Annotated in this window: 17 protein-coding genes and 1 riboswitch; of the genes, 12 read left to right on the top strand and 5 right to left on the bottom strand. The window is 70.5% G+C overall.

Features of this window, described 5'->3' with window-relative positions; all coding sequences use genetic code 11:
* Positions 1-2 precede the first annotated feature (2 nt).
* The 4 genes from P0D62_RS11680 to P0D62_RS11665 all read left to right on the top strand — a co-directional run bounded on the left by P0D62_RS11680 (position 3) and on the right by P0D62_RS11665 (position 11,729).
* Positions 3-6,182, top strand: coding sequence for a hypothetical protein (locus P0D62_RS11680; protein WP_275702729.1), 6,180 nt, complete (start codon positions 3-5; stop codon positions 6,180-6,182).
* 8 nt (positions 6,183-6,190) lie between these two features.
* Entirely contained in the window at positions 6,191-7,987 is a 1,797-nt protein-coding gene (locus tag P0D62_RS11675; protein WP_275702728.1) for a hypothetical protein, read from the top strand.
* 95 nt (positions 7,988-8,082) lie between these two features.
* On the top strand, positions 8,083-8,760 hold the full coding sequence (locus P0D62_RS11670; protein ID WP_275702727.1) for a hypothetical protein: 678 nt from the start codon (positions 8,083-8,085) through the stop codon (positions 8,758-8,760).
* Positions 8,757-11,729, top strand: coding sequence for a hypothetical protein (locus P0D62_RS11665; RefSeq protein ID WP_275702726.1), 2,973 nt, complete (start codon positions 8,757-8,759; stop codon positions 11,727-11,729). The genes P0D62_RS11670 and P0D62_RS11665 overlap by 4 nt, the downstream gene beginning before the upstream one ends.
* Positions 11,730-11,920: 191 nt before the next feature.
* On the opposite strand, the gene P0D62_RS11660 is transcribed toward P0D62_RS11665, so the two are convergent.
* The 4 genes from P0D62_RS11660 to P0D62_RS11645 form a co-directional block, all read right to left on the bottom strand.
* Positions 11,921-12,190, bottom strand: a complete 270-nt coding sequence (locus P0D62_RS11660; protein WP_275702725.1) for a type II toxin-antitoxin system Phd/YefM family antitoxin — start codon at positions 12,188-12,190, stop codon at positions 11,921-11,923.
* A 235-nt stretch (positions 12,191-12,425) separates the two neighbouring features.
* The gene (locus P0D62_RS11655; protein ID WP_275702724.1) at positions 12,426-12,860 is read right to left on the bottom strand and encodes a hypothetical protein; all 435 of its coding nucleotides are present in this window, start codon (positions 12,858-12,860) and stop codon (positions 12,426-12,428) included.
* Positions 12,861-12,984: 124 nt separating this feature from the next.
* Complete coding sequence (locus tag P0D62_RS11650; RefSeq protein ID WP_275702723.1) at positions 12,985-13,722, bottom strand: polyphosphate polymerase domain-containing protein; 738 nt, start codon at positions 13,720-13,722, stop codon at positions 12,985-12,987.
* Positions 13,719-14,297 carry a DUF4956 domain-containing protein gene (locus P0D62_RS11645; protein ID WP_275702722.1) on the bottom strand — a complete coding sequence of 193 codons (579 nt, stop codon included), beginning with the start codon at positions 14,295-14,297 and terminating at the stop codon, positions 13,719-13,721. Before P0D62_RS11645 ends, P0D62_RS11650 begins: the two co-directional genes overlap by 4 nt.
* A 144-nt stretch (positions 14,298-14,441) precedes the next feature.
* Between P0D62_RS11645 and P0D62_RS11640 the strand changes: the two genes are divergently transcribed.
* The 8 genes from P0D62_RS11640 (at position 14,442) to P0D62_RS11600 (ending at position 22,995) form a co-directional block, all read left to right on the top strand.
* The gene (locus tag P0D62_RS11640) at positions 14,442-14,684 is read left to right on the top strand and encodes a type II toxin-antitoxin system Phd/YefM family antitoxin (protein WP_275702721.1); all 243 of its coding nucleotides are present in this window, start codon (positions 14,442-14,444) and stop codon (positions 14,682-14,684) included.
* Positions 14,684-15,070, top strand: a complete 387-nt coding sequence (locus tag P0D62_RS11635) for a type II toxin-antitoxin system VapC family toxin (protein ID WP_275702720.1) — start codon at positions 14,684-14,686, stop codon at positions 15,068-15,070. Before P0D62_RS11640 ends, P0D62_RS11635 begins: the two co-directional genes overlap by 1 nt.
* Before the next feature lie 81 nt (positions 15,071-15,151).
* On the top strand, positions 15,152-16,141 hold the full coding sequence (locus P0D62_RS11630) for a type IV toxin-antitoxin system AbiEi family antitoxin (protein ID WP_275702719.1): 990 nt from the start codon (positions 15,152-15,154) through the stop codon (positions 16,139-16,141).
* Positions 16,138-16,959: a hypothetical protein gene (locus P0D62_RS11625; RefSeq protein ID WP_275702718.1), complete on the top strand. Its 822-nt coding sequence runs from the start codon at positions 16,138-16,140 to the stop codon at positions 16,957-16,959. The genes P0D62_RS11630 and P0D62_RS11625 overlap by 4 nt, the downstream gene beginning before the upstream one ends.
* Positions 16,960-17,036: 77 nt before the next feature.
* A riboswitch (cobalamin riboswitch) is annotated at positions 17,037-17,159 on the top strand.
* A 30-nt stretch (positions 17,160-17,189) separates the two neighbouring features.
* The gene (cobI, locus tag P0D62_RS11620) at positions 17,190-17,942 is read left to right on the top strand and encodes a precorrin-2 C(20)-methyltransferase (protein ID WP_275702717.1); all 753 of its coding nucleotides are present in this window, start codon (positions 17,190-17,192) and stop codon (positions 17,940-17,942) included.
* Between the two features lie 188 nt (positions 17,943-18,130).
* Positions 18,131-18,952 (top strand): precorrin-4 C(11)-methyltransferase, encoded by an 822-nt coding sequence (gene cobM, locus P0D62_RS11615; RefSeq protein WP_275702716.1) that lies wholly within the window; start codon positions 18,131-18,133, stop codon positions 18,950-18,952.
* 198 nt (positions 18,953-19,150) lie between these two features.
* The gene (gene cobJ / locus P0D62_RS19110; protein ID WP_319947005.1) at positions 19,151-21,769 is read left to right on the top strand and encodes a precorrin-3B C(17)-methyltransferase; all 2,619 of its coding nucleotides are present in this window, start codon (positions 19,151-19,153) and stop codon (positions 21,767-21,769) included.
* Positions 21,766-22,995: a CbiX/SirB N-terminal domain-containing protein gene (locus P0D62_RS11600; RefSeq protein WP_275702715.1), complete on the top strand. Its 1,230-nt coding sequence runs from the start codon at positions 21,766-21,768 to the stop codon at positions 22,993-22,995. Before cobJ ends, P0D62_RS11600 begins: the two co-directional genes overlap by 4 nt.
* A 110-nt stretch (positions 22,996-23,105) precedes the next feature.
* Here P0D62_RS11600 and P0D62_RS11595 read toward each other — a convergent pair whose 3' ends face one another.
* A complete protein-coding gene (locus tag P0D62_RS11595) occupies positions 23,106-23,762 on the bottom strand; it encodes a precorrin-8X methylmutase (RefSeq protein ID WP_275702714.1) in 657 nt (218 codons plus the stop codon).
* Positions 23,763-23,830 lie beyond the last annotated feature (68 nt).

Here is a 23,830-nt window from a genome sequence, read left to right as displayed (position 1 = left end):
CTGTGAGCACGAACGCCGTCGATTGGTCGACCCTGACCCCTGACCCCGCCACGCGAGAGGCCGTCGACACGCTCGCCGCCCTGGCCGCGGGCCTCGACCCGCGGGTTCCTGCGGTGCTCATCCCCTTCCGGGTGGAGACGCGCTTCGCCACCGCCGAGGTGCCGGACGAGCGCGACCACCTGAGCGAGCTGCTCCGGCACCTCGACGATCTGTCCGCCGTCCTGAAGCGACTGGGCGCCCGGCCCTATGCCACCCGGCTCAGCGGCACCGTCAAGGAGAAGAAGACGTTCAAGGAGACGGTGGAGACGCCGCTCTACAAGGCCGCCACCGCCGACCTGGATCAGCTGGCCGCGATGATCGAGGCGATGCGGGTCCACCTGGAGCAGCCCATCCTCACCGGGACGCCCGAGCAGCAGGGGCGGCTCGCGCGTGCCGTGCCCGCTGCGCGCGAGGCCTTCGAGGCCGGCCGCACAGCACTGAGCGGGCTGCGGTCCGAGTACCAGCGAGCCCAGCACGTCGGCCGGATCGAGGCGCAGAGCGCCGCGGCGGAGGGCGTGTTGCGGATGGTGGAGAAGCGCGTCGGGCCGGCCCTGAGGCTGGTGGCCGACCTGGGTCTGCCGATGGGGGCGCGGGCGGCGCGCGAGTTGGGTCGCACGCCACTGGGTGGCCCGCTGCAGCCGGAGCTCCGCGACCTCGGCTCGGGCGCGGCGCGTCTGCTGAGGATGCCGCCGAGACGCGTCGTGATCGACGACGGGACCGCCGCCGAGGCGCTCGGTGCCGAGCGCGTGCTGAGGCTGGACCGGGCGCAGCTGGTGGCCTCCGCGGAGGCGGCCGATCTGGTGGCCTCGCGGTTGGCGGATCCGACGGCGCCGCTCGACCCGGCGGTGCGAGCGGCCGCGGCGGGGATCGCCGTGCTGCCCGGGACCGTGAAGGCCGATCTCCTCGCGCGCCTCGACCAGGCGGCGGGCCGCCCGGGCGTCGCCGAGCTGAGGGCCGAGATCGCGGCCACCCCGAGCGACCGGCCCGAGCTGGACGCGGCGGTGCCGCTGCGCGCCGCGACCACCGTCTTCGCCGTCGCCGGGCCCACCCGCACCGTCCACCAACTGCTGGTCCGCGTCTACCCGGAACCCCTGGCCGTGGACAGCCACGAGGAGGAGCTGACCGTCACCGAGCGCTCCGACGGCACCGACTTCTGGGCTGCCACCGCCGCCGCGGGCGCCGACGAACAGCTGCGGCTGGGCGCGTGGCGGGCGCTCTGCGTGGGCCGCAGCACGCGTCGCGCGGCCTGGGTGGCCCGGGCCACCGAGCCGGTCGAGCCCGCGGAGACAGGCCCCACGCCCGGTGCCCGGGCCGCCGAGGCGATCAACGCCGCCATCACGGCGTGCGAGAAGCGGCTCGCCGGATTGGACGGTGACCTACCGGTGCTCCGCGAGCCCATGCTGCGCGACCGGCGCCCGCCCGTGGGGAGGCTCGGGAAGAACCTGACGCCCCGGCAGGTGGCCGCCGTGGCCAAGGCACTCCAAGCCATCGAGGAGCCCGTCGTGGCAGCGGCGGAGCTCCCGGAGGCCGCCATCGGGCCGATCGGCGCCCGGCTGGCGACGCTGCACGCGGCGGTGGAGGGGCTCACCCTGACCTTCGTCGACGTGCCCGCCGAATGGGCCGCACAGGTCAAGGGGCTCGCGCGCCGCGTGCGGCTCATCCCGGTCGAGCCGGCGCCCGAGCCGAAGATCCCGGAGGTGGCCACCCGGCCGGGCACCTGGACGAGGGCCGCGTCGTCGTCGGTGCTGCCGCACCGGTTCGCCGTCTTCGCGGTCAACGGCGGCAAAGGCGAGCTGGTGGGCGCCGGGCGCCCCATTCCGCCCGCCCTCGCGCTGGGCTTCGACCCTGCCAACGACACGTTCAGCCTCGACGACGACGGCATCCTGGCCGTGCCCGATTCCATCCGGTGGATGACCGACTTCGACGAGGCCGAGGCGAAGGGGATGGCTCTTCGGCTGACCCTCACGCCGCAGCAGGCCGAGCGCGGCTTCGACGAACTCCTGGTGCTCGGACTCGCCGACGGCGACGCCGCTGACGGCGAGGACCGGCTCACCGCCATGCTCGATGCCCACCACTACACGGGCCAGGGTCTCTCCCTGCTGCCCGTCGGCACACCCACCAACAACACCGAGGCCGAGAGCGCAGGATTCTCCACCGCGGACGACCCGGACGCGGCATTCCCGATCGAGCGTGGCCCGTCGCTGGCCTCACCGGACTCCGACGGCAGCCGATTCACGGCCGCACTCGGCATCGACGCGGATGTGGTGGCCCATGTCGCGGGCGCCGGCGGGACGGACGCCAAGGACTCCCTGCTTGCGAATCGCGTGCTGTATCCGGGCACCGTCGGGCACGCGTTGGAGGAACTCGCCGGCGGCCTCGTCAGCCGCGATGCGCGGGATCGGCTGCGGCACTACGCGCTGGCCGACGTGTCCGCCCGCGGCCTGGTGCCCGCCATCCGGGTGGACGACCAGCCCTACGCCTTCCTTCCCGCCGTGGCGCTCAGCCGCTTTCGCGCCGACCTGCGCGACTCCGGGCTGCACGCGGCCACCGCCGACGTGCGCGCGCGGCAGCAGCGCTTCGAGGACACGCTGGTGGAGCTGTTCCGCGGCCTGCACCGCGACTGGTCGGACCTGCGCCGCGGGGCCGACGGACACCCGGGCGTGCGGCACGCCCACAGCCCCGAGGTGGGCACGCCGGGCTTCGACGCCCAACAGCACTTCCTCGGCATGCTCGGGCTCGAGGCCTCCTCGGTGGCCGCGGGCTACCGGTTCGCCGTGAACGTGGCCGACCGCGGCGAGGCGCGGGGCCAGCACGACCTCGGCCTGGGCTTCGGCATCCCCCCGAAGGAGGGCGGAAACCCGGCCGCGCGGTTCGGCCCGTTCGGGCTGATGGAGCACCTGGAGACCGTCTTCCGCGTCGCCTTCGGGCTGCCCGCTGCCGTCCACCCTCGGCATGCCGTGACCGGCGGCGTCGCGCCCGAATGGGAGCCGGTGCTGGACCGGCTCTCGGCGGCGCGCGCGTATGGCCTGCGCCTGCTGACCGGCCGGTGGCCGCTGCAGGGCGTCGTCTCCAGCGCACCGTCCGGCGGCCGCCCAGGCACCGGACATTGGATCTCGAACCTCCTGACCCTCTCGCCGGCCGAGCTGCGCGACCGGACGGAGCAGGATCTCTCGAACGTCGGCCTCGCCGAACTGCTGGTGCGGCACGCGCTGCTGGCCGAGGCGCGGCGCGCGGCCGCCGAGATCCTGGTGGCCCGCGGCGTGCTGTCGGACGATCAGCTGGCGCTTCTGGGCACCTCGTCGGTGTACCAGACGTGGTCCGACGGCACTCTTTCGAGGACATCGGCGTGGGGGCTGCTGTTCGCGTCCGTCGACGAGCTGGTCCGGCTGTCGGGTTCGGGCGCCGCGGTGCCCCCGGACCTGCGGCACCGCTGGATGAACGACATCGTCACCGCGCAGCGGCCACCGGTGATGGCCGAGCACCACGCGGCCATCCAGGCCTCCGCCGCGCTCCCCGCCGAGCGGATGACGGCGCTCACCCGCGAGCACCTCGACCTCGGCAGCTACCGGCTGGACGCGTGGATCGGCGCGCTGGCGCACCGGCGGCTGCGCACGATGCGTGCGGACCGGCCGCGAGGCGCCCAGGTAGGCGCCTACGGCTGGGTGGAGAATCTGCGACCCAGCCGGAGTGCGCCGTCCGCGGCGGGTGTGCCCGCCGCGCTCGTCGGCCTGCCCGGCCGGCCGCTGATGGACGACCCGTCAGGTGAGGGCTTCATCCAGACGCCGTCGCCGTCGCATGCGGTGACCGCGGCAATCCTGCGCGCGGCCTACCGCTCGCAGAAGGCCGAGGGCTCGCTCGGCAACGAGATGTCGGTGAACCTGTCCTCGGAGCGGGTGCGCGTGGCGCTCGCCCTGATCGACGGTGTGCGCGCCGGAAACGACCTGGGGGCGCTGCTGGGCTACCGGCTGGAGCGTTTCCTGCACGAGTACTACGCGCGCCCCGACACGCCGCACGCGGTGGAGTTGGACGCCGCGATCTTCCCGCTCCGCCGCGCCTATCCGACCGTGGTGGCCGTGGACCCCGCGGCCGCGGCGGTCACCGAGCCGACGCGCCACGTCGTCGACGGCCTCGCGCTCGTGCGCACCATCCTCGACTGGGTCGAGGACAACGCGCCGGGCGCCGTAGGCACCCTGTTCAGCGTGCTCTGGGCGCGCCCGGCCGGCTACCCGTGGGGAACCAAGCCAGGGGCGCTGCCGCTGTTGACCGACACCGACAAGCTGACCGGCGTGCTGCGCGGGATCGATGCGATCGCCGACGCGCTCGACGCGCTGGGCGACCTCACCACCAGCGAGACCGTGCACCAGCTGGTGCGCGGCAACCACGCTCGCGCCGCCGCGGTGCTGAGCGCGCTGGCGGAGGGCACCGCCATCCCGCATCCCGAGGTGGTCGACACCCCTCGCACCGGCCTGCCGGTCAGCCACACGCTGATCCTGCAGCTGCCGGCGCTGCCCGCGGCACCCGTGACGGGGCCGCCAGGCTGGGACGCCGTGCCGACGACAGCGCGCTCCGCGCTCGAGCCGTCCGTCAACCACTGGCTGGGGGGCCTCCTGGGCGACCCGTCGGCCATCCGCATCCGGCTCACCTCCGACGCGACGCCGCCCGGCACCGCGCTCCCGGAGGTGTCGCTGGCCGAACTGGGGCTCCAGCCGCTCGACCTCGTGGCGCTCATGGCCGACGGCTTCGACGCGGCGGTGGGATCGCTGACGGCCCGGGTGCTCGACCGGCTCCGCCCCGCCGACCTTCCGCCGGATCAGCCCGGCGTGCCGGTCTCCGACGGTGCGCAGAGCACCGCCACCGACGCGTGGCGGATCGAGCCGGCCAGAGCCGAGGCGTGGCGCCCGGGCATCCGCAGCATCACCGACGTGGCGCCGCTGCTGGAGGCGGCCGTCGACCTGCTCGGCACGTCGAAGCCTGCCGAGGCGTCGGACTACGCGGCACCCGAGTTCACCGCCACGGCCGGCGACGGCGTGGATGTCGCGGACCTCGCGGTCAGGGCGCAGCGGCTGGTCGACGGCGCGGCCACCGACGCGCTGCGGCTGGCCCAGCTGCTCGCCGATGGGGCAGCCCCGGACCCGGCCGTGCTGGATGCCGACCCTGCGGTGTGGCTGGGGGTGCACCGCACGTGGCGCGCCCAGGAGACCGCGGCCGAGCAGCAGGCGCGGCTCGACCGGCTCTGGGCGGCGCGCGACGCGTGGCACGACGCCGCGCAGGCGGCGCAGGCGTACGGCATCCGGGTGGGGCTGCCGCGCCGGTTCCTGTCCCGCGTGCAGGTGAGCACCGAGCTGCTGCAGTCGGCCGAGGCGGCGTTCCTCGACCTCGCGGCGCGCTGCCGCGCCGCGTCGGCCACCCTGGCCGTCGACCCGGTCCCGGCCTCAGCCTGGCTGCAGGCGGCGCGGGACCTGCTCGGCGAAGGCCTGACGCTGGTGCCGCGGGTGCGGCTCGACGCGGTGCGCACCGACCTGCAGGCCGCGCTCGACGCGCACCTCGTCGCTCCCGACGAGCTGGACGGCTGGCTCGAAGGCGCTGCGGCCGTGCGGCGCGGTGCGGCAGACCTGGCCGATCTGCAGGTGTTCGCGGAGGCGCTGGGCGCCGGGTCGTCGGCCGGGTCTGTGGCGCAACTGCCGCACGTTGCGGGTGAGCCGTGGCTGGGTGGGCGGGTGGCCGATCCCGCGGCACTCGCGGGGAGGGTCAGCGTCGCGATCTTCGGCGCGGAGCACCTGCCGGTGGCCGGTGCGTCGGGGACGGCGTTGCTCGTCGACGAGTGGAGCGAGTCCGTCCCCTATCGCGAAGAGATGACCGGCGTCGCGCTGCACTACGACCAGCCCGACGCCACCGCGCCGCAGGCCGTGCTGCTGGCCGTGCCGCCGGTGCGGGACCAGGCCTGGACGCTCGCCGACTTCGCCGCCACCTTGCACGACACGCTGGAACTGGCGCGCAACCGCACCGTGGAGGTGGAGCACATCGGCGCCAGCAGATACGGCCAGCTGCTGCCGCTGCTGATCGGCGAGGTGGTGCCGCGCGCGTTCGACTCGGAGGCCGCCGGAGACCGGGTCATCCTCGACTTCCATCAGAACAACCCGTAGGAGCTCCGATGGCCTTCATCTCACCCACCTGCGAGCCGCTGCGGGTCTGGTCGCGGCTCGAACCCCGAGCGCGCCAGGTGGACTTCGCCGGCACCCTTTCGGCCGCGATCGCCGACCCGTTCTTCCTGCTGGGCCGGCAGTGGCAGTTCGGCGAGTTCGCAGGCGCGGACGCCGGATCGGCCATCTTCGCGACGCTGGCCCGTGACGTCCACCCCATGGCCGTCCCCGGCGCCGGCCCGGACGACGGCGTGGACGTGGTCACCGAGCGGCTGCCCATCGCGTTCCCGTTGGTGGTGCGCGCCCGGCTCGGCCGCACGCTGCTGAGCAGGATGGACGCCGCGTTGGCGGGCGTCGTCGGCTACGACGCGCAGGTGCTCCGCGAGCTGTGCTACCGGTTCTACGGGCCGCTGGACGGTGAGCCGGTGGATCCGATCCGGGTTGCGCGCGACCGGACCGCCCCCCGCGCGGCGCGAGCCCGGCAGGCACTGCGCGGCCGCAGCGTCGACGGGGTGCGGGCCTACGAGCTCACCCCGCCTGAGCTCACGGTAGCGATGCTCCCGGCAGACTTTGCGGCCGCACTGCCGCCGGGCTGGGCCACCATCGTGTGCGACGTGCTGCGGCAGTACCGCGCCTGGTTCGAGGCCACCTACGCGCAGCCGGACGTCGACGGTGTTGGCAGCCGGTGGGAGGGGGATCAGCTGGAGTACGCCGTCGCTGGAACCGTCGCCAGGCCGGACGCCGAGACGGAGCTGGCCGCCGCGGAGCACGTGGGCGGACACCTGGACTGGTACTCCTTCGACCAGGGCGCCACGCGCGCAGTGGCTGGGGACGAGCCCGCCACCGTCGACGTGCGCACCGTCATCCCCGTGCCCGCCGAGTATCCCGGCATGCCGAAGCCCCGCTGGTGGCAGTTCGAGGACGCCGCCGTCGATCTCGGCCGGCTCAGCGCGGATGCCACGGACGTCGCCCGCATTGTCGTCAGCGAGTTCGCGCTGCTCTACAGCAACGACTGGTTCACCATCGTCTGCCGGCAGCCCGTGGGCAGTGTCGCGGAGTTGCAGGGCGTGGTGGTGACCGACACCTTCGGCTGGCGCACGCTCGTTCGCCCGACGGTGCAGCCGGCGGGCACGGACTGGGCGGGCTGGGATGCGTTCAGCCTGTCGCCACGCGCCTCCGGCGCACCGCATGCACCGCTGCCGCAGCACCTCTTCCTGCCCCGAACCCTGCCGCAGATCACCGACGGCGAGCCGTTGGAGCAGGTGGCCTTCGTCCGGGACGAGACCGCGGACATGGTGTGGGCCATCGAGCAGCGGATCCCCGACGGCCTGGGTGCGTCCCGCGACGCGGCTGATGCGTCGCGGCGTCTGCGTCGGCAGCTGGATCCCGCGGCGGACACGCTTCCCGTGCCGACGTCCGGTGCGCTGCTGCGGTACACGCTGCAGACTGAGGTGGCCGAGAACTGGATCCCGTTCATCCCCGTCCACCTGGACGGCCAGCAGCGTGCCATCCAGCTGCAGCGCGGCACCCTTCGTCGCACCATCGGCGAGGAGGACACGCTGATCCGGCCGCTCACCTCCATCCTCCGGCAGGGGATCGACGAGGACGACAACCGGCTGGCCCCGTACTACGTGCACGAGGAGGAGGTGCCGCGCGCCGGGGTGCAGGTGCAGGGGCTGCTTCGCCGAGCCAGAAGGTACGACGGAACCCCCGTCGTGTGGCACGCCCGCCGCGTCACCACCGGCAGGGGAGAGGCCCGCTCCGGGTTGGCCTTCGACCGCGTGCTCCCCGGGCCTTTCGGGGGTTGACAGTGGATACCGACGGGCGGACGATGGTGGCACCCATCGGAAGTGCTGAGCACACTCGTATTTGTAGCGGGGAAAGAGGAAGAATTTCTGAACTGATGGTTAGTCCTCCTGGGCGGACGTCGTGCGTTCTTCGCTGCGGATGCAGGGTTCCGTACCGGCTCACCGTTCAGGGGGCACTGAGCTTTCCCATCCGGTTCGTCGTCCTGACCGGTCTTCCCGGAGCGGGGAAGACGGATGCGCTGGCGCGGCTGTCGGCCATGGGCGAGCAGACGATCGATCTCGAAGGCCTGGCCTGCCATCGAGGGTCCAGCTTCGGCCGGGTGGCAATGGCGTTGCCGCAGCCCTCCGAGGCTGAGTTCCACACCCTGATCGCCGAGGCGCTGGACGCCGTCGATCCCGCCCGCCCGGTCTGGCTGGAGGACGAGGGCCCGCACATCGGGAGCCTGTGGCTGCCGCGCGAGATCGTGGCGGCGATCGCGACGGCTCGAACCGTCGAGTTGGTCTGCCCGCTCGAGGAGAGGGTGGAACGGATCGCCCGCACCTACGGCCACGCCGCGCCGGCCGAGCTCGTCGCGGCCACCCAACGGATCCGTCGACGTCTCGGCGACAGCCGCGCCGATCGGGCGATCAGCCACTTCCACGCGGGCCGCCCCCGCGCGGCGATCCGGGTTCTCTTGGAGTATTTCGATGAGGGGTACCGGTTGCGGGCCGCCGGCGACATCCGCGTCCCGGCGTCCGCAGCGGAGCTCCGCGTGATGGAGGTAGCCTCATGACGATCCTCGACGATGTCCTGTTGGCGTTGGGACTGACGATCACGGGCGCGCCTCCGGCGGCGGCTCAGAAGCCGGGCGCCACGATCGACTTCTCGCGCGAGTTCTCGCTGCCCTTCGGCGTGCCGACCGACCTGACGGATGCCGCCTTGGCCGACTACCTGGGCCAGCTGGGGGCCGAGGCGTCGATGGTCTACTTCGACCGCCCCGACCGGGTGGCGCTGGAACCCGGGTTCGCGCCCAAGGTCAAGAGTTCTCGCGTTCGAACGCTGTCGATTGGTGCGGACCGCCTCGTCGTTCCCCGCTGCGCCGGGGTGGTGCCGAGCCTTCCCGCCGCCGACCTGGACCTGGACGCCAAGCGCGTGTCCGACAGCGGGGGCTCCTGGGTGGCGGCCGGTCCCGTGCCGGGAATGTCGATGGCGCAGGTCGCCGCCCGCCGCTTCCGCTGGGATGACGACGCGAAGGCGGCTGCCCCGTTGCCCCAGCCGCTGCTCACGGACGAGGCGCTGACAGCCTATTGGCCCGACCGGCCCGCGCTGCCGCCACTGCCGGCGGCCGATCAGCCTGGCATCGCGGAGGACGATGCCGCCGGCTACCTTCTCGCCACCTCAGCCGGGGCTCGCGACGGCGAACTGGAACGTACGTTGCTTCGTGCGCCCGCCGTCGGTCTGGTGCGCTTCGAGCGGTACCGGCACCTCGTGCTGCGGGCCGGGCGTCTCCAGGTCGCGCAGCCCAGCGCAACCGGCGCTTGGGTGCTCAAGGCCATGCCATCGGGGAGCACCCGCTCGCCGCTGGACGAGCAGCGAACCGTGGTGTTCGAACACGTCGCCGTCGAACACGCGATCGAGTGCGCCGCGCGTTTGGTCACCGTGCACCTGCTGAGGCTGGCCGACGTGCTGGCCGCCAGCCGGTTCCGGCCCGCCGTGCTCGGCCAGATGAGTTGGCTGCTGCGTTCCTGGCTCGCATGGCTGAGCGTCGTCGCTCCCGTCGTGAGGCCGGGCACAGCCGGGCTCGCCGCCACCATTCCCGCGACGATGCGCGCCCCGTTCGAGGGCACGAAGACGGCGAGCCGGGGGAGCGTGGAGGCGATGGTCGCATATGTGCTCGCCGACGCGGCAGCCAAGGCGAGCCTGCTCGATTTCGTGGTGAGCTACTACGCTCCGCTGCTGTGCGGCCGGTCGTGGTCCGAGCTGGGCGTCGACCTGCCGATCGAGCCCGCCAACAGGCCGCCGGAACTGGTGAAGGCCCACCTCGCGCTCGAACGGCTGCCCTTCGCCTCCGAGATGTGGCTGCTCGCCTTCGCCGGCTGTCCGTTGGGACGGCCCGGGCGACTCTACGAGCCTCGCACGGCGCCGTCGCCCGCGCATCCGAGGCCGCTCGGCCGACTGACCACCTTCGAGCTCGAAGCCGTTGCCATCGCCGGCCTGACCACGGCCGAATATCCGGATGTCGCGGCGCCGGACGTCGCCGATCCACTCCGCCAGGTGGACCTCTCCGGCTTCGCCGCCGACTCGCCCGGGGTGCTGGCGGTGCTGCGCGCCGTCGACAAAGCGCCGCCGCGGCAGGAGTTCACCACCTACGACTGGCTGGCCGAACTGGTCAAGGGAGCCCGGCGGGCCGGTCCTCAGCCCGCCAAGCTGGACTTCGGCAACTATGCCGCTCACGGCCACCCGCTCGCCCCGGTCCTGCATTTCCCGCAGCATGTGGAGGCGGTGGAGCTGTCCGCGCGGATGGAACGACTGGGCGCGGTGCGGCTCGGCGGAAAGCCGTTGGGTGCGGCCACCATCGACTGGTGGAGCACGACGACGGGGCTGCGGGATGCTGCGGGCGACTGGCCGGCCACCGTGCCGGCCCAGGCCGATGCGAGTCTGCCGCCCAGCCCGTCGACGCCCTATAAGTCCGGCACCACTCTGAAGGTGCCGCCGCTGACCTCATACTGGCAACAGGACGGTGAGTTCGCGCCGGGCGCCCCGCGGGTGACCGGCTTTGACGAGGTGGAGATCGAGGCCGTGCTGCGTGCCGTCAAGGTGGTGCGCAACGGCAAGACGCTCGCCACCGATCTCGACCCCGCCCTTTTCCTCGCGCTGCTTGAGAGGGAGGGGTTCCGAGGGGCGGCCAGTGGCGAGCGGCTGGCCGTTGAGCGTGATGTCACGGGTGTCTTCGCTCCGGGCGTCAGGAGCCTGGGGCGCAACGCCGACCACGTCGGGCTCATGCTGTGGCTGATCTACCCCTTCGGGCTGGACATGGTGGTTCGCAACAAGCCGCTTCAGAATGTGCAGTTCGACAATCCGGCCCTGGTGACGCTCACCCGGGACAACGTCCGCGATCACTTCCTGCTCAGGCTGACGGCGGAGGGGTTGTTCGACCAGTCCGCCGACCTTCGTGTCGACTGGGAGTCGGCGCTGCGCTACCTCGGCGCGCGCCGTCCCGCGAAGTGGACGCCTGGCGGGCTGCGGCACCGAACCGCGTCTCGGACAGCGCTCTGGATGGCCTTCGCCATCCACCAGGCGACGTTCCAGTGGGTGCACCGGCTGCTCACCCAGGCCACGACTCCGCGCAAGAGCGTGCCGCCGGCGGGCGGCAACCCCTACGTCCAGGTGGCGGAGTTCCTCGCTCCGCCGCCGCCCCCGGTGGGAGCCGATGCGACGACGGCCGAGCGGCGTCGCTACATCGCCTACTGGTCGTTGGTGTACTTGGCCTTCAACGTGGAGGAACGCACGTGGAACGCGTGGGTCGATTCAGTGCCCGATCCCGTGCTGGCATCGGGAACGTCGATCAGCGAGTACCTCGTCTACCACCGCAACGCCTCCCCGAAGGCCCTCGAGCCGCCCGGCGCCGGCCCTCGCCAGCGCGGCCAGCGGGGAAACATGCTGCGCTTCGCCACCGCGCTGGACGGCTACCTCCGCCTGGCATACGGCTCCCCCGCGGAGGACACCACCGACCCCGCCGCCCGGGCGTGGCCGGTGGTCTAGCAGGTATCGGCTCCCCCGCGGTCCGTTGCAGCAGCTACGACCGGCAGCCCATTGGGTCGCGTGCGCCGATACGAGCCAAGGCGGCACCTTCGAGTGGGTTGGTGACGTCCTCTGTAACTACATCGACGACTGTCCTCAAACGGTCGAGGCTCGCGAGCAGTACCGTCGCGTCGTGGATGATCCGCGTGGTGTCACGCGTCCTGCTCGGTTTCGCGCTCGGAGCGCCGCAACGCATCGAACTCGGCTACGGCCTCATCCTCTGTCATGCCCCACTCAGAGAGCAGCGCTTCGGCCTTCTTTGCGGCCTCTGCATAGGCCGCGACGTCGGCCTTGCGATCCCTGTGGACCGGGATGAATAGACCTACCGTCTGCCCGTGACGAGTAATCGTCACGGGTTCCGTCTGGTCGATGTAGTCGGCGAGACCCTGCCGGAACTCGCGAACCCCTACTGTCGTGCTCATCGCCACCCCTTCCAATGTGTACCGCTGTGTACACAATAGCAGGTTGGGGGATAACGATAAATGTAGATACGGCGAAATGTGAGCTAGCTGCTTCTTGCAATGGGAACGTCGCCCGTGTTAATGCGGTTGCCCAGGGTTTCGGCACCAACCTGCCCTCACCGATCCAGGAAGTCTGTTCGCACCGTGAAGCCCGCCTGCGCGGTGATGTCATTCCCGTAGAGATACTGGACCGCGTCTACCGTGGGTGGCTTGCGTCGCCGTTGGTCGTCGAGGTTCTTTTGTCGTGAGGGTGCGACTCGACGGTGAATGCCGTGCATCTCACGGTCATGCGGAACCAGTCGGCCTCGACCTCGAACTCCAGTTCGCCCGCGCGATCCTTCATCAGTCTGATCCCGATGATGCCCGTCAGGCCATCCTCCTCGGAGGGGATGATCGGTCCGGTAGGTTCGACGGAGGCGCTCGTCAATCCGCTCCAGGTGAGCCGGATCTCGTCGGTCGTCGTCGCGGACCTCATCGTGATGGTTGCGTCATGGGTCTCGATGGTGGTGGACACCAACCCGTAGTCCGCCTTGAGGTCGGCGACGGCGCCGTCGGCCAGTTCCACCTCGTGCTCGAACTCGCTGACGGCCCAGCCGTGGGCGCGTCCTGCGCCGGGGATGTTGGTTATCACTTCAGCCGATGCTCCGCCTAGGTCGCTTACTGTCTTGTCCTCAATTTATAGCTGGCTGGGTTGGTCGCACTGTACGTATTGCACACTGCGACCAACCCAGCCAGCTATAAATCTGTTTTGGCGGTCACCTTTCTTGGGTCAGCGTCGTGGTGAGCAGCCGGTGCCAACGGTTGCGGGGCAGATGGGGCCGGAGGGCGGCGAGTCCGGTGGCGTACTTGGAGATGGTCTGAGGGCGATGGCCTTCCGCCCAGAGCAGTCGGTCGGCGCGGGAGGGGCGCGCCCCCGACTTGGTCTCGACGATGACCAGGCCGGGCACCTGGAGCTCATCGGCGGCGGTGTGCCAGACCAGGTCGGAGTCGACGGTGAGGCGGGCGCCGTCGTCGAGGAGGAAGGTGCGGCGGTGGTACACGGTGGTCAGCGCCGGGTCGAGGGGGCCGTCCGGCACGATGTGAGCGGCGCCCAGCCGGTCGAAGACGAAGGCCGCGCCGTCCCGGTCGAGGTTCAGGCGCTCGCAGGTGACGCGCTCCTTGACCGTGTGCGCACCGCGTCGGGTCTTCACCTCCAGGAAACGGAGCCCCGTGTCGTAGCTGCGAATGCGCACCTTGTAGCGGCGGCGATGGCGATGGGCGGTGGCTCGGAAGGCCTCCAGTGACGGAGTGTCGAAGTAGAGCGAGTGGTAGCGAAAGGCGCGGCGTCCGTCGATCTCCAACTGCTTGGTCGTGGACGGAACGCGGTCGAGCAGGGCGGTGGTGGAGGCCTCGTCGAGCACGTACTTGCGGTCGATCCGGGTGAGCAGTGCGGAGGTGGCGTTCAGCTCCTCCAAGCTCACGGGGGCCAGGCGATCCATAGTGAGGGCGCTCATCGGGCCACCACCACGGCGCGGGGGAGGGCCTGACGACGGCGGTACCGGACGTCCACCAGGGTGGTGTCGTTCACCATGTCCAGGCGCTGAACGGAGACGCTCTGCACGTCGGCGTCGAGCCGGGCGGACAGTTCCGCCCTGAGTTCGCGCGGGTCGGCGATCGCGCGGTCGAGCTGGATCACCTGACGGCCGTAGGAGCCGAAGACCTTCGGATGGTCGCCGACGAACATCGTCGCCACCAGCGCGCCCATCAGACCCAGCGTGAGCCAGATCGACGTGGTGCCGATGCCGGCGATCAGGCCGATCGCGAGCGAGGCGAAGTAGTAGGCCACCTCGTGCTGGGCGAGTTCGTCGGAGCGGAGCCGGATGATCGAGAGCACCCCGAACAGCCCCAGCCCGAGCCCGACGGTGGTGGCCGCCTGCGCGCTGAGCGCCGTCGCGACGGCCAGTACGCCGACGTTGACGCCGAGGTAGGCGACGGCCAGGTCGCGGCGGTGGTGGCGGGGGAAGTAGACGCCAAAGATCAGGATGGCGATCGCGGCCAGGTTGGCGGCGATGGGGATCAGTGCGGTCATGGTGACTCCTCGGTCGGTTTCGGCTGTGTTCTTATTCAGCCGTCCGAGTCTGTGGAGTTTCTGTGAACGCATCCTGCGTCGTCTGTGAGTCGTGGGACGTGGCGAGTAATAGACTAAACTAAGAAGACTAGACTAGGAGGCAGTGTGACCACTGTGAACATCCATGAGGCGAAGACGCATCTCTCGCGCCTCATCGCGGCCGCCCAGGATGGGGAGCCCGTCGTGATCGCAAAGGCCGGGAAGCCGGCGGTGAAACTGGTTCGGGTCGACGCCGCGCCGGAGCCTCGTCGATTGGGCTTCCTCGCCGGTCAGGGGAGCGTCCCAGACGACTTCGACGAGATCGGCGCCGAGCAGATCGCCGCGCTCTTCGACGGACAGGCCGAGTGATGCTGCTGCTTCTAGACACGCATCTCCTGTTGTGGGCCGCTTACGAGCCAGGCAAGCTGAGCGACGAGGCCCGGCGGCTGATCGTCGATCCGGCCAACACCTTGGTCTTCAGTGCGGCCAGCATCTGGGAGGTTGCGATCAAGTCGGGCCTGGGGCGAAGCGACTTCGCCGTCGACGCCAACGTGCTGCGACGCGCCTTGGTGGACAACGGCTACGTGGAACTGGCGATCTCCGCCGCCCATGCGGCCAGTGTCAGTGCGCTCCCTCCTATCCACCACGATCCTTTCGACCGGATCCTGCTCGCCCAAGCGCGGGCAGAAGGCATCACCCTGCTCAGCTCCGACGGCAAGGTCGGCCAGTACGGCTCCCCGGTTCGCTCGGTATAGGGATCGGTGTGACGACATGTTCACTACTATCTGATTTTCATTTAGAATGAACACAACGTTAAGTCGAACAGGAGGTGGGTGGTGGACGCCCAGGTAGCTCAGGCCCTCGCGGAGCGGTTCGACGAGTTTGGGCTCCGGTTAGTGGACCCCATCGAGCTTGCCGAGATCCCTCACGAGGACACCGTGCCGGTGACGCTTTCTCATGAGCAGGGGCACGCGGCGTTTCGTGTCGGCTACGCGGATCCGCTTATTGTGTCCTCCCTCGGCTGGGCGGAACCCCACTTTGTGGGGAGCGAGCGACTCCTGCTGCTTGGCCCTCGTGTGACGGAGCGCAGCGCAGAGATGCTCCGGCGACTGGGTATCAGCTACCTCGACTCCGCAGGCAACGCCTTCATCACCTTCGGGGGTGTGTACATCGACGTGCGTGGAAGGCGAGGTCAGAGTTCGCTCGGTGAGAGTCCACCGCGCATGAGTCGTGGTGGGGTGAACTTGTTCAGCGCAAAACGGTCTCAGGTGATCTTCGCTCTCCTCTCGTGGCCCGAGCTCTTCAGCAGTCCCGTGCGGGAGATCGCTGGAACGGCAGGGGTATCGCTCGGGCAGGCTCAGGAGACGCTGGAGTTGCTCACGCAGTACGGATTTTTGGATCATCACCGGCGATTGATGCACACGCACCGCGAGCGTCTCATCGATCAGTGGACGGCCGCCTTCCCCACGGGACTGGGAGCGGATGCAAAGACGAGACGGTTCTCGGGCGAATGGCGTGGCTTCGATCCGGGTGGTGAAACGGTCTATGTGAGCGGCGAGGCTGCGGTGCCAGACTTGCTGCGACCGGAGACCATCGTGCTGTATACGAAGACGTTCCCGACGGAGCTTGTCCGTGCGCATCGTTGGCGCCGGGATGAGGCGCAGCCGAACATCTTCTTGCGACACCAGTTCTGGCAATCAGTAGACGCCTCAAGCCACCCGGGTAAGCACGTCGCGCCCTGGTTGTTGACCTACGCTGACCTGCTCGCGTCGAACGGAAGTCGCCAGCGTGAAGCCGCAGAACAGCTTCGAGGGCGGCAGTTGTGATCGATCTTTCGCGGGTCGATGAACGCACGTACGGCTCGGTTACGCCGGTCGTTGAGGCGCTGACGTCGGAAGTGGGTGTGAATCCAGACAACATCCTCCTGGTGGGCGCGGCGTGTCGTGATGTGCTGCACGCGGCCTTCGGACATGAGTTCCCTGCTCGCGCGACCATTGACACTGATGTGGGGATCGCGGTGAGCGACTGGACGATCTCGGAACGCATTGAGGACTGCTTCCCCCGTGCGGGCAGCAACGGCATTCGCTACCGGATCTCTGGCATCGCTGTGGACGTCATACCGTTCGGTGAGGTCGAGGATCCCGAAGGAATCAGCCGGCCGGCTCCACGAGGTGACGATCTCGTGGTGTTTGGATTCCGCGATGTCTATGAACGTGCCCTACCACTGGCGTTGCCGAACGGTCAGGCCATTCGCCTGCCGCAGCCAGCGGGGTATGCCGCGCTCAAGATGCGGGCATGGATCGATCGGTCCCACTACTACGGGAATGACAAAGATGCGAATGATCTCGCGCTCGCAGCCTTCTGGTACCAGAATGCGCCGGAGATCCTGGATCGACTCTATGACACCGACGCTGGGTTCGAGGTGCTTCGCAAACTTGATCACGACACCGATGTCGCCGCCGTCCGGTTGCTCGGCTTGGACGCGGCAGCCCAGCTCTCGCCCGCCAACCGAGACGATCTTGCGCGCCGCTGGGCTGAACAAGACCTCGAGAGCCTCGCCCGAGAGTTCACGCTGCCAGCTGGCGGTCCTGGGGTGCCAGCGCTCACCCGACGTCGGGCCTTCGTCCGGCAGCTGATCCTGTGATCAGTGCTTCCCTAACTCGCTGCCGAGGGTGGGAGGTGCCTGACCGACCCCGCCCGAAGGTGGCCGAAGGGGGCCTGGCAGACTGAGGCGCGACAGGCACGAGGGCACGAGGAATTCGGTGAAATCCCGAAACGGTCCCGCCACTGTGATCGGTCTGACAAGGCCGGGAGTCAGGAACTCGTCTCGTGCGCCGCATCGATGGGCGAGAGACCCGAGGGAGGCAGGTTCGGTTGAACGTGCGCGCAACCCCGCAGCTGGTTGGCATAGGCGTGGGCCCCGGCGACCCAGAACTCATCACCGTGAAAGCCGTGCGACTGCTGGCCGCTGCCGACGCGGTGCTGGTGCCGGCCACCGAGCAGTCGGGCGACGGTGCCGGGCGGGCCGAGCAGATCGTCGTGGCCAACTGCCCGGACGCGAAGATCGTGCGCATCCCGTTCTCCATGGCCTGCCGCAAGGGCATCGACGAGCAGCGCAAGGAAGCGTGGCAGACCTCGGCCGAGGCCGCCGTCGACGCCTTCCAGGCCGGGGCCCAGCTGGTGGTGTTCGCGACGGTGGGCGACCCCAGCGTCTACTCCACCTTCTCCTACCTGGCGGCGCACGTCGTCGTGCTGATGCCCGAGGTGGAGATCGACGTGGTGCCCGGCATCACGGCCATGCAGGCGCTGGCTGCGGAGAGCCGCACCCCGCTGGTGGAGGGCACCGAGACGCTGGCGCTGGTGCCGGTGACCGCGGGCCTCGACACCTTGGGCGAGCTGCTCGACGTCGTCGACACCGTCGTGGCGTACAAGGGCGGGCGCAAGCTACCGGAGGTTGCCGAGACGGTGCGTGGCAAGGGTCGCGACGCGGTGCTGGGCGTCAACATCGGCCTGGAGAAGCAGCAGATCTTCACCCTCAGCGAGCTCGACGACGACCAGCGCGCGCCCTATTTCTCGACGGTGCTGGCCCCGGCCAGGCGGTCGGGCAAGACAGGAGGACGGCTGTGAACTCACGGTCGTTGAGGTGCGACGAAGGAGCCCTTCGAGACGGGCGCGGGGCGCCCTCCTCAGGAACCACCTCGAAGCGACCGGCGCCCGAACAGGGGCAGAGCGGCGGTGCGCAGGTTCCTGCCTCGCCACCCGGCCTTTCGAGGCTCGCTGGCGCTCGCACCTCAAGGAGCGGGAAGCAGGGCAAGGTGGTCTTCGTCGGGGCAGGGCCAGGTGCCGACGACCTGATCACGGTGCGCGGGGCCCGCGTGATCGCGGAGGCCGACATCGTGATCTGGGCCTCGTCGCTGGTGCACCCTGGCATCGTGGCGAACGCCAAGCCCGGGGCGCTCGTCGTCGACTCCGCAGGCGAGGCGCTGGAGGACACCGAGGCCCACTACCGTCGGGCCGCCGAGGAGGGCCTGCTGGTGGCGCGCGTGCACACCGGCGATCCCTCCATCTATGGCGCGACCGGCGAGCAGTACGAGCTGTGCCGGCAGATCGGGATCGAGTTCGAGACCATCCCGGGTATCTCGGCCTACTCCGCGACGGCGGCGAGGACCAACTCGGAGATCACCATCCCCGAGGTCTGCCAGTCGTTCATCCTCACCCGGCTGGAGGGCGGGCGCACGCCGATGCCGCCGAAGGAGACGGTGGCCGGCTTCGCCCAGCACGGCGCCACCATGGCGCTGTATCTCTCGGCGGCCCGCAACAAGCAGCTCCAGGCGGCGCTGCTCGAGGGTGGGTACGTGCCTGAGACGCCGTGCATCGTCGGCTACCGGGTGACCTGGCCCGACGAGATGATCATGCGCTGTGAGCTGAAAGATCTCTCGGCCACCATGCGCGAGCACAAGCTGTGGAAGCACACCATCGTGATGGTGGGCCCGGCCCTGGCCGAGGGCCACAGCGGCACCCGCTCGCACCTCTACCACCCCGGGTTCCGGCACGAGTACCGGGCTGCCGACCCCCAAGCCCAATCGGAGTTGCGCGCCCACGGCGCCGGCGCCGTCCACGCGAAGGAGGAGAAGTGACCCATCCCCAGAGTCGCGGTGAGTTGAGCCCTGCGTGGCGCGAGTCGCGTCGTTGCGGTCTTGCTCCCAGCACGCTCATCGACGCCAGGGAGGCGAAGTGACCTACCCCCAGAGTCGCGGTGAGTTGAGCCCTGCGCGGCGCGAGTCGCGTGGCTGTGGTCTTGCCCCCGCCACGCTTACCCACGCCAAGGAGGCGAAGTGATTCACATCCACGGTTATCTCGGCGAGCTGAGCCCCGCCACCCGCGAACTCGCCACCACGGCGACGCTCGTGGTGGGCGGCCGCCGCCATCTGGCCGATCTCGGCGTCGAGGAGGAGCGCCAGGTGATCCTGGGCGCCATCACGCCCGCCCTGGAGCGCGTCGCGCAGGCCGGCCCTGACGCCGATGTGCTGGTCGTCGCCAGCGGCGACCCCGGCTTCCACGGCATCGTGCGCCGCATCCGGCTGGCCGGGCATCGCGTGACGGTGCAGCCCGCCGTCAGCTCGATCGCCGCCGCCTTCGCCGCCGTCGCCCTGCCCTGGGACGACGCGCTGGCGCTCTCCGCGCACGGCAAGCCCGTCGACGAGGCCGTCGCGGCCGCGCGCTGGCATCGCAAGGTGGCGGTGCTGACGGCCAAGGGCTCCGGCATCAACGAGCTGGCCGCCGCCATCGAGGCGCCTCGCACCTACGTGCTGGCCGAGCGTCTGGGCGAGCCGGACGAGCGCGTGCGCATCCTGACCCGCGACGAGGCCATCGCCGTCGACGACGTGGCCGAGCCCAACGTCGTGCTGATCCTCGACGGCCACCCCGACGACGAGTCGCTGATCGCTGCCTCCGACGTGCCCGTGCGCGACGGCAGCGGCGAGCCGGTGATCGGCCAGCTGGTCAACTCGCCGGCCGCGCGTCGCCGCGCGGACGAGATCGACAAGGTGCTGGGCGTGGAGACAAGGCGCTACGACGGCGCCGCCTCCCTGCTCATGCCGGTGGCGTGGCGCGAGTGCGACCTGATCGTCAGCCATCTGGCGCTCGGCGCCACCACCCGGATCCTCGCCCCGCTGCTGCGGAACAAGAAGACGGATCCCGGTGTGGTGGTCGTCGACGAGGCCGGTCGGTTCGCCGTGCCGCTGGTGGGCGGCCATGCGGGCGGGGCGAACGACCTTGCCAGGCGCATTTCCGACGGCATCGGCGCCACCGCGGTGCTGACCACTGCCACCGACGCCCTCGACCTGCCCGCCCTGGACACCCTGGGCTGGGCCTACTCCGGCGACGTAGCCGGCGTCACCCGCGCCCTCATCGACGGCCGCCCGGTGCGCGTCGAGAAGGAACACCCCTGGCCGTTGCCCCCGCTGCCGCCCACGGTCCTTGAGGTGCGTGCGCTCGAGGGCGAGGAACGAGCCCCGGAGCGGGAGCCTCGACAGTCGGGAGCGGCGGAGCACCATTCTTCGCTCCTTGAGGTGCGTGCGCTCGAGGGTGAGGAACGAGCCCCGGAGCGGGAGCCTCGACAGTCGGGAGCGGCGGAGCACCATTCTTCGCTCCTTGAGGTGCGTGCGCTCGAGGGTGAGGAACGAGCCCCGGAGCGGGAGCCTCGAAAGGAGGGCGACGATGGGCAGGATCCCACCGAAGACGCCGTGGCCCGCATCGTCGTCACCGACCGCGCGACGGTCGAGGAGTCGGAGCTGCCGACGGTCGTCCTGCACCCCAAGTCGCTGATCGTGGGGATGGGCTGCAACCGCGGCACCCCCGTCGAGACCATCCGTGCGCTGCTGGAGCAGACGCTGGCCGAGAACAACCTGGCGCTGGAATCGGTGGCGGCTATCACCACCGTCGACCTCAAGGCCGGTGAGATCGGCTTCCTTCAACTGGTCAAGCAGCTGGGCGTGCCGCTGATCGACTACCCGGCCGACGAGCTGGCGGAGTTCGACGTGCCCACCCCCAGCGCGACGGTGCAGGGTCACGTGAGCACGCCGTCGGTCTCCGAGGCCTCCGTGCTGGCTCGCGGCGCGGAGCTGATCGTGCCCAAGCAGAAGAACTCGGACGCCACCTGCGCCATCGGCCGGCTCCCCGTGCGCGGACGGCTCTCCGTCGTGGGCCTCGGCCCCGGCGTCCGCGACCTCCTGACCCCCAGGGCGATCGAGCGGCTGCGCCAAGCCACGTTCATCGTCGGCTACGGCCCCTACGTCAAGCAGATCCGCGACCTGGTGCGCCCCGGCACCCGCATCCTCGCCTCCAAGATGGGCACCGAGGAGATGCGCACCTCCGCCGCGATCGACGCGGCGCGTGCCGGTGAGAACGTCTGCCTGGTCTGCGGCGGCGACCCGGCCATCTACGCCATGGCCAGCCCCGTGCTGGAGCAAGGCACCGAGGGCATCGACATCGACATCGTGCCGGGCGTCACCGCCAGCCTCGCCGTCTCCGCCATCCTCGGTGCCCCGCTGGGCCATGACAACGTCACCCTCTCGCTCTCCGATCTGCACACGAGCTGGGAGAACATCGAGAAGCGGCTCTTTGCGGCCGCCGACGGCGACTACGTCGTCTCGCTGTACAACCCGCGCAGCCGCACCCGGCGCATGCACCTGCCGCGCGCCCTGGAGATCCTGGGCGCCAAACGCAGCCCGGAGACGCCGATCGCGGTGGTGCAGCAGGCCACCCGCAAGCGCCAGAAGGTGATCATGAGCACCTTGGCCGAGTTCCAGCCGGAGTGGGTCGACATGAACTCGCTGGTGGTGGTGGGCTCGTCGACGACGAAGTTCGTCACCACAGGCGGGGGAGAGCGCATGATCGTCACGCCCCGCGACTACAAATGGATGCCTACCGAGACCGAGGAGCACACCGCATGAGCACCCCACTGATCATCGCCGCGCACGGCACCCGCGACGCCGAGGGCGAGGCGGTCTGCAAGGCGCTCACCGAGCGGGTCGGACGGATGCTGCCCGGCATCGACGTCTCCGTCGGTTTCGTCGAACTGAGCTCGCCGGGCATTCCGCGGGCTTTGGCCGACGCGGTGAAGCGGACGGGTTCGCGCTCCGCCGTGGTGGTGCCGCTGATGCTGGGCACCGGCGGCCACGTGCGCGTCGACATCCCGGAGTTCATCCAGGAGGCGCTCGACGAGGTGCCGCACGCGTCGGTGCGCTACGCGCGCCACCTCGGCCCCGACCCGCGTCTGGTCCAGGTGGTGCGCGACCGGATGGCCGCCGCCATGGGCGACTGGCAGCCCGCAGACACCACGCTGGTCTTCCTGGGCCGCGGCGCGCTGGTGCCCGAGGCCAACGCCGACCACGTGCGCCTCGCCCGGATGCACTACGAGGAGGGCGGCTGGCGCGACGTGGAGCACTGCTTCATCCAGGTGACCCAGCCCAGCCTGCCCGAGGGTCTCGACCGCGCCTACGCCAACGGCGCGCGCAAGATCCTGCTGCTCGGCCATTGGCTGTTCCCCGGCGTGCTGCGCAACTGGACGCATCAGCAGAGCGCGGCATGGGCTGAGCGTCATCTCGATGCGGAGGTGCGCGTCGCCGAGGTGATCGGCGATTGCGACGAGCTGGCCCAGGTGGTGATCGAGCGCTACCACGAGATGCTGCCCGAGGAGAGCGGCGAGGGCTCGCCGGCCTACCCGGTGGGGCTGCTGCTGAGGGATCGCGACGTGGTGGTCGTGGGTGGCGGCTGCGTCGCCTCGCGCCGGGTGCCGGCGCTGGTCGAGGCTGGGGCCAGGGTGAAGGTCATCGCGCCGGAGGTCACCGACCGCGTCGCCGGCCTGGCCGAGACCGGAGCGCTCGAGTGGGTGCGTCGCGACTATGCTGACGGCGACCTGGCCGGTGCGTGGTACGTGATGGCGGCGACGACGGATCCCGAGGTCAACGCCCGCGTGGGCGCTGAGGCCGAGGCCAACCACACCTTCTGCGTGCGCGCGGATGACGGCTTCGCCGGCTCCGCCTGGACCCCCGCGACGCTCGACCTCGACGGTGTCTCCATCGCCGTCCTCGGCAACCGCGACCCGAAGCGCACCAAGGCCATCCGCCAGGCCATCTTCACTGCCCCGACGGTCCGCGAGGCCATTTTCGGCGGATGACCTCCACGCTCTCCTCGAGGCTCGGCCGCGGGCGGCCTCGCACCTCGAAGAGCGCGGGGAGCGCCTCGGAGAGGTAGCGGGGATCGCGTCCAGGGAGCGCGGGGTGGACTCTAGTCCTGGCGGGAGGTGTTGGTGAGTTCGTCGGTGCTGGCGATGGCGTTGACCGCCGCGACCGTCATGGCGCTGCCGCCGCGTCGTCCGAGAACCGCCAGGTAGTCCAGCCCCAGATCGTTGTTCGCCAGCGCGTCCTTCGACTCCGCCGCGCCGACGAAGCCCACCGGAATGCCGACCACCGCGGCCGGCTTCACGCCGTGCTCGCGCACCACCTCGAGCAGCCGGAACAGCGCCGTGGGGGCGTTGCCGATGGCGACCACCGCTCCACCCAGGCGAGGCAGCCACAGGTCGACGGCGGCCATCGTCTTGGTGATGCCTCGCGCCGCCGCTATCTCGGCCAGCGACGGATCCTTGATGTGGCACACCACGTCGTTGTCCTTGGGCAGACGGGAACGGATGATGCCCGTCGCCACCATCGACGAGTCGCAGAAAATGGGCGCACCCGCGCGCAGGGCCGCATTGGCTGCCTGCACGACGCCCGGGGTGAAGGCCACATCGTCGGCGATGTCGGTGGCCCCGGCGGCATGCACCATGCGCACGACGACGCGGCTGACGTCGTCGGGGAAGCGCTCCAGGTTGGTCTCCTCCCGGATGATCCGGAAGGACTCCCGGTAGATGTCGGAGCCGTCACTCAGGTACGTATTGCGATCCACGGCAACACCCTACTGACCGCCCGCTCCCGCCCTTATCCGACCCCGGTCGAAGCCCGCCGAGCGCGGTC

The organism is Tessaracoccus caeni (assembly GCF_029211185.1).
GTDB lineage: Bacteria > Actinomycetota > Actinomycetes > Propionibacteriales > Propionibacteriaceae > Arachnia > Arachnia caeni.
This window is presented reverse-complemented; position numbering and strand designations above follow the sequence as displayed.

Coding starts and splice junctions, on each gene's coding strand:
- P0D62_RS11675 (WP_275702728.1), top strand. CDS start 6,191: ATGGCCTTCATCTCACCCACCTGCGAGCCGCTGCGGGTCTGGTCGCGG.
- P0D62_RS11670 (WP_275702727.1), top strand. CDS start 8,083: ATGGTTAGTCCTCCTGGGCGGACGTCGTGCGTTCTTCGCTGCGGATGC.
- P0D62_RS11665 (WP_275702726.1), top strand. CDS start 8,757: ATGACGATCCTCGACGATGTCCTGTTGGCGTTGGGACTGACGATCACG.
- P0D62_RS11660 (WP_275702725.1), bottom strand. CDS start 12,190: ATGAGCACGACAGTAGGGGTTCGCGAGTTCCGGCAGGGTCTCGCCGAC.
- P0D62_RS11650 (WP_275702723.1), bottom strand. CDS start 13,722: ATGAGCGCCCTCACTATGGATCGCCTGGCCCCCGTGAGCTTGGAGGAG.
- P0D62_RS11645 (WP_275702722.1), bottom strand. CDS start 14,297: ATGACCGCACTGATCCCCATCGCCGCCAACCTGGCCGCGATCGCCATC.
- P0D62_RS11635 (WP_275702720.1), top strand. CDS start 14,684: ATGCTGCTGCTTCTAGACACGCATCTCCTGTTGTGGGCCGCTTACGAG.
- P0D62_RS11600 (WP_275702715.1), top strand. CDS start 21,766: ATGAGCACCCCACTGATCATCGCCGCGCACGGCACCCGCGACGCCGAG.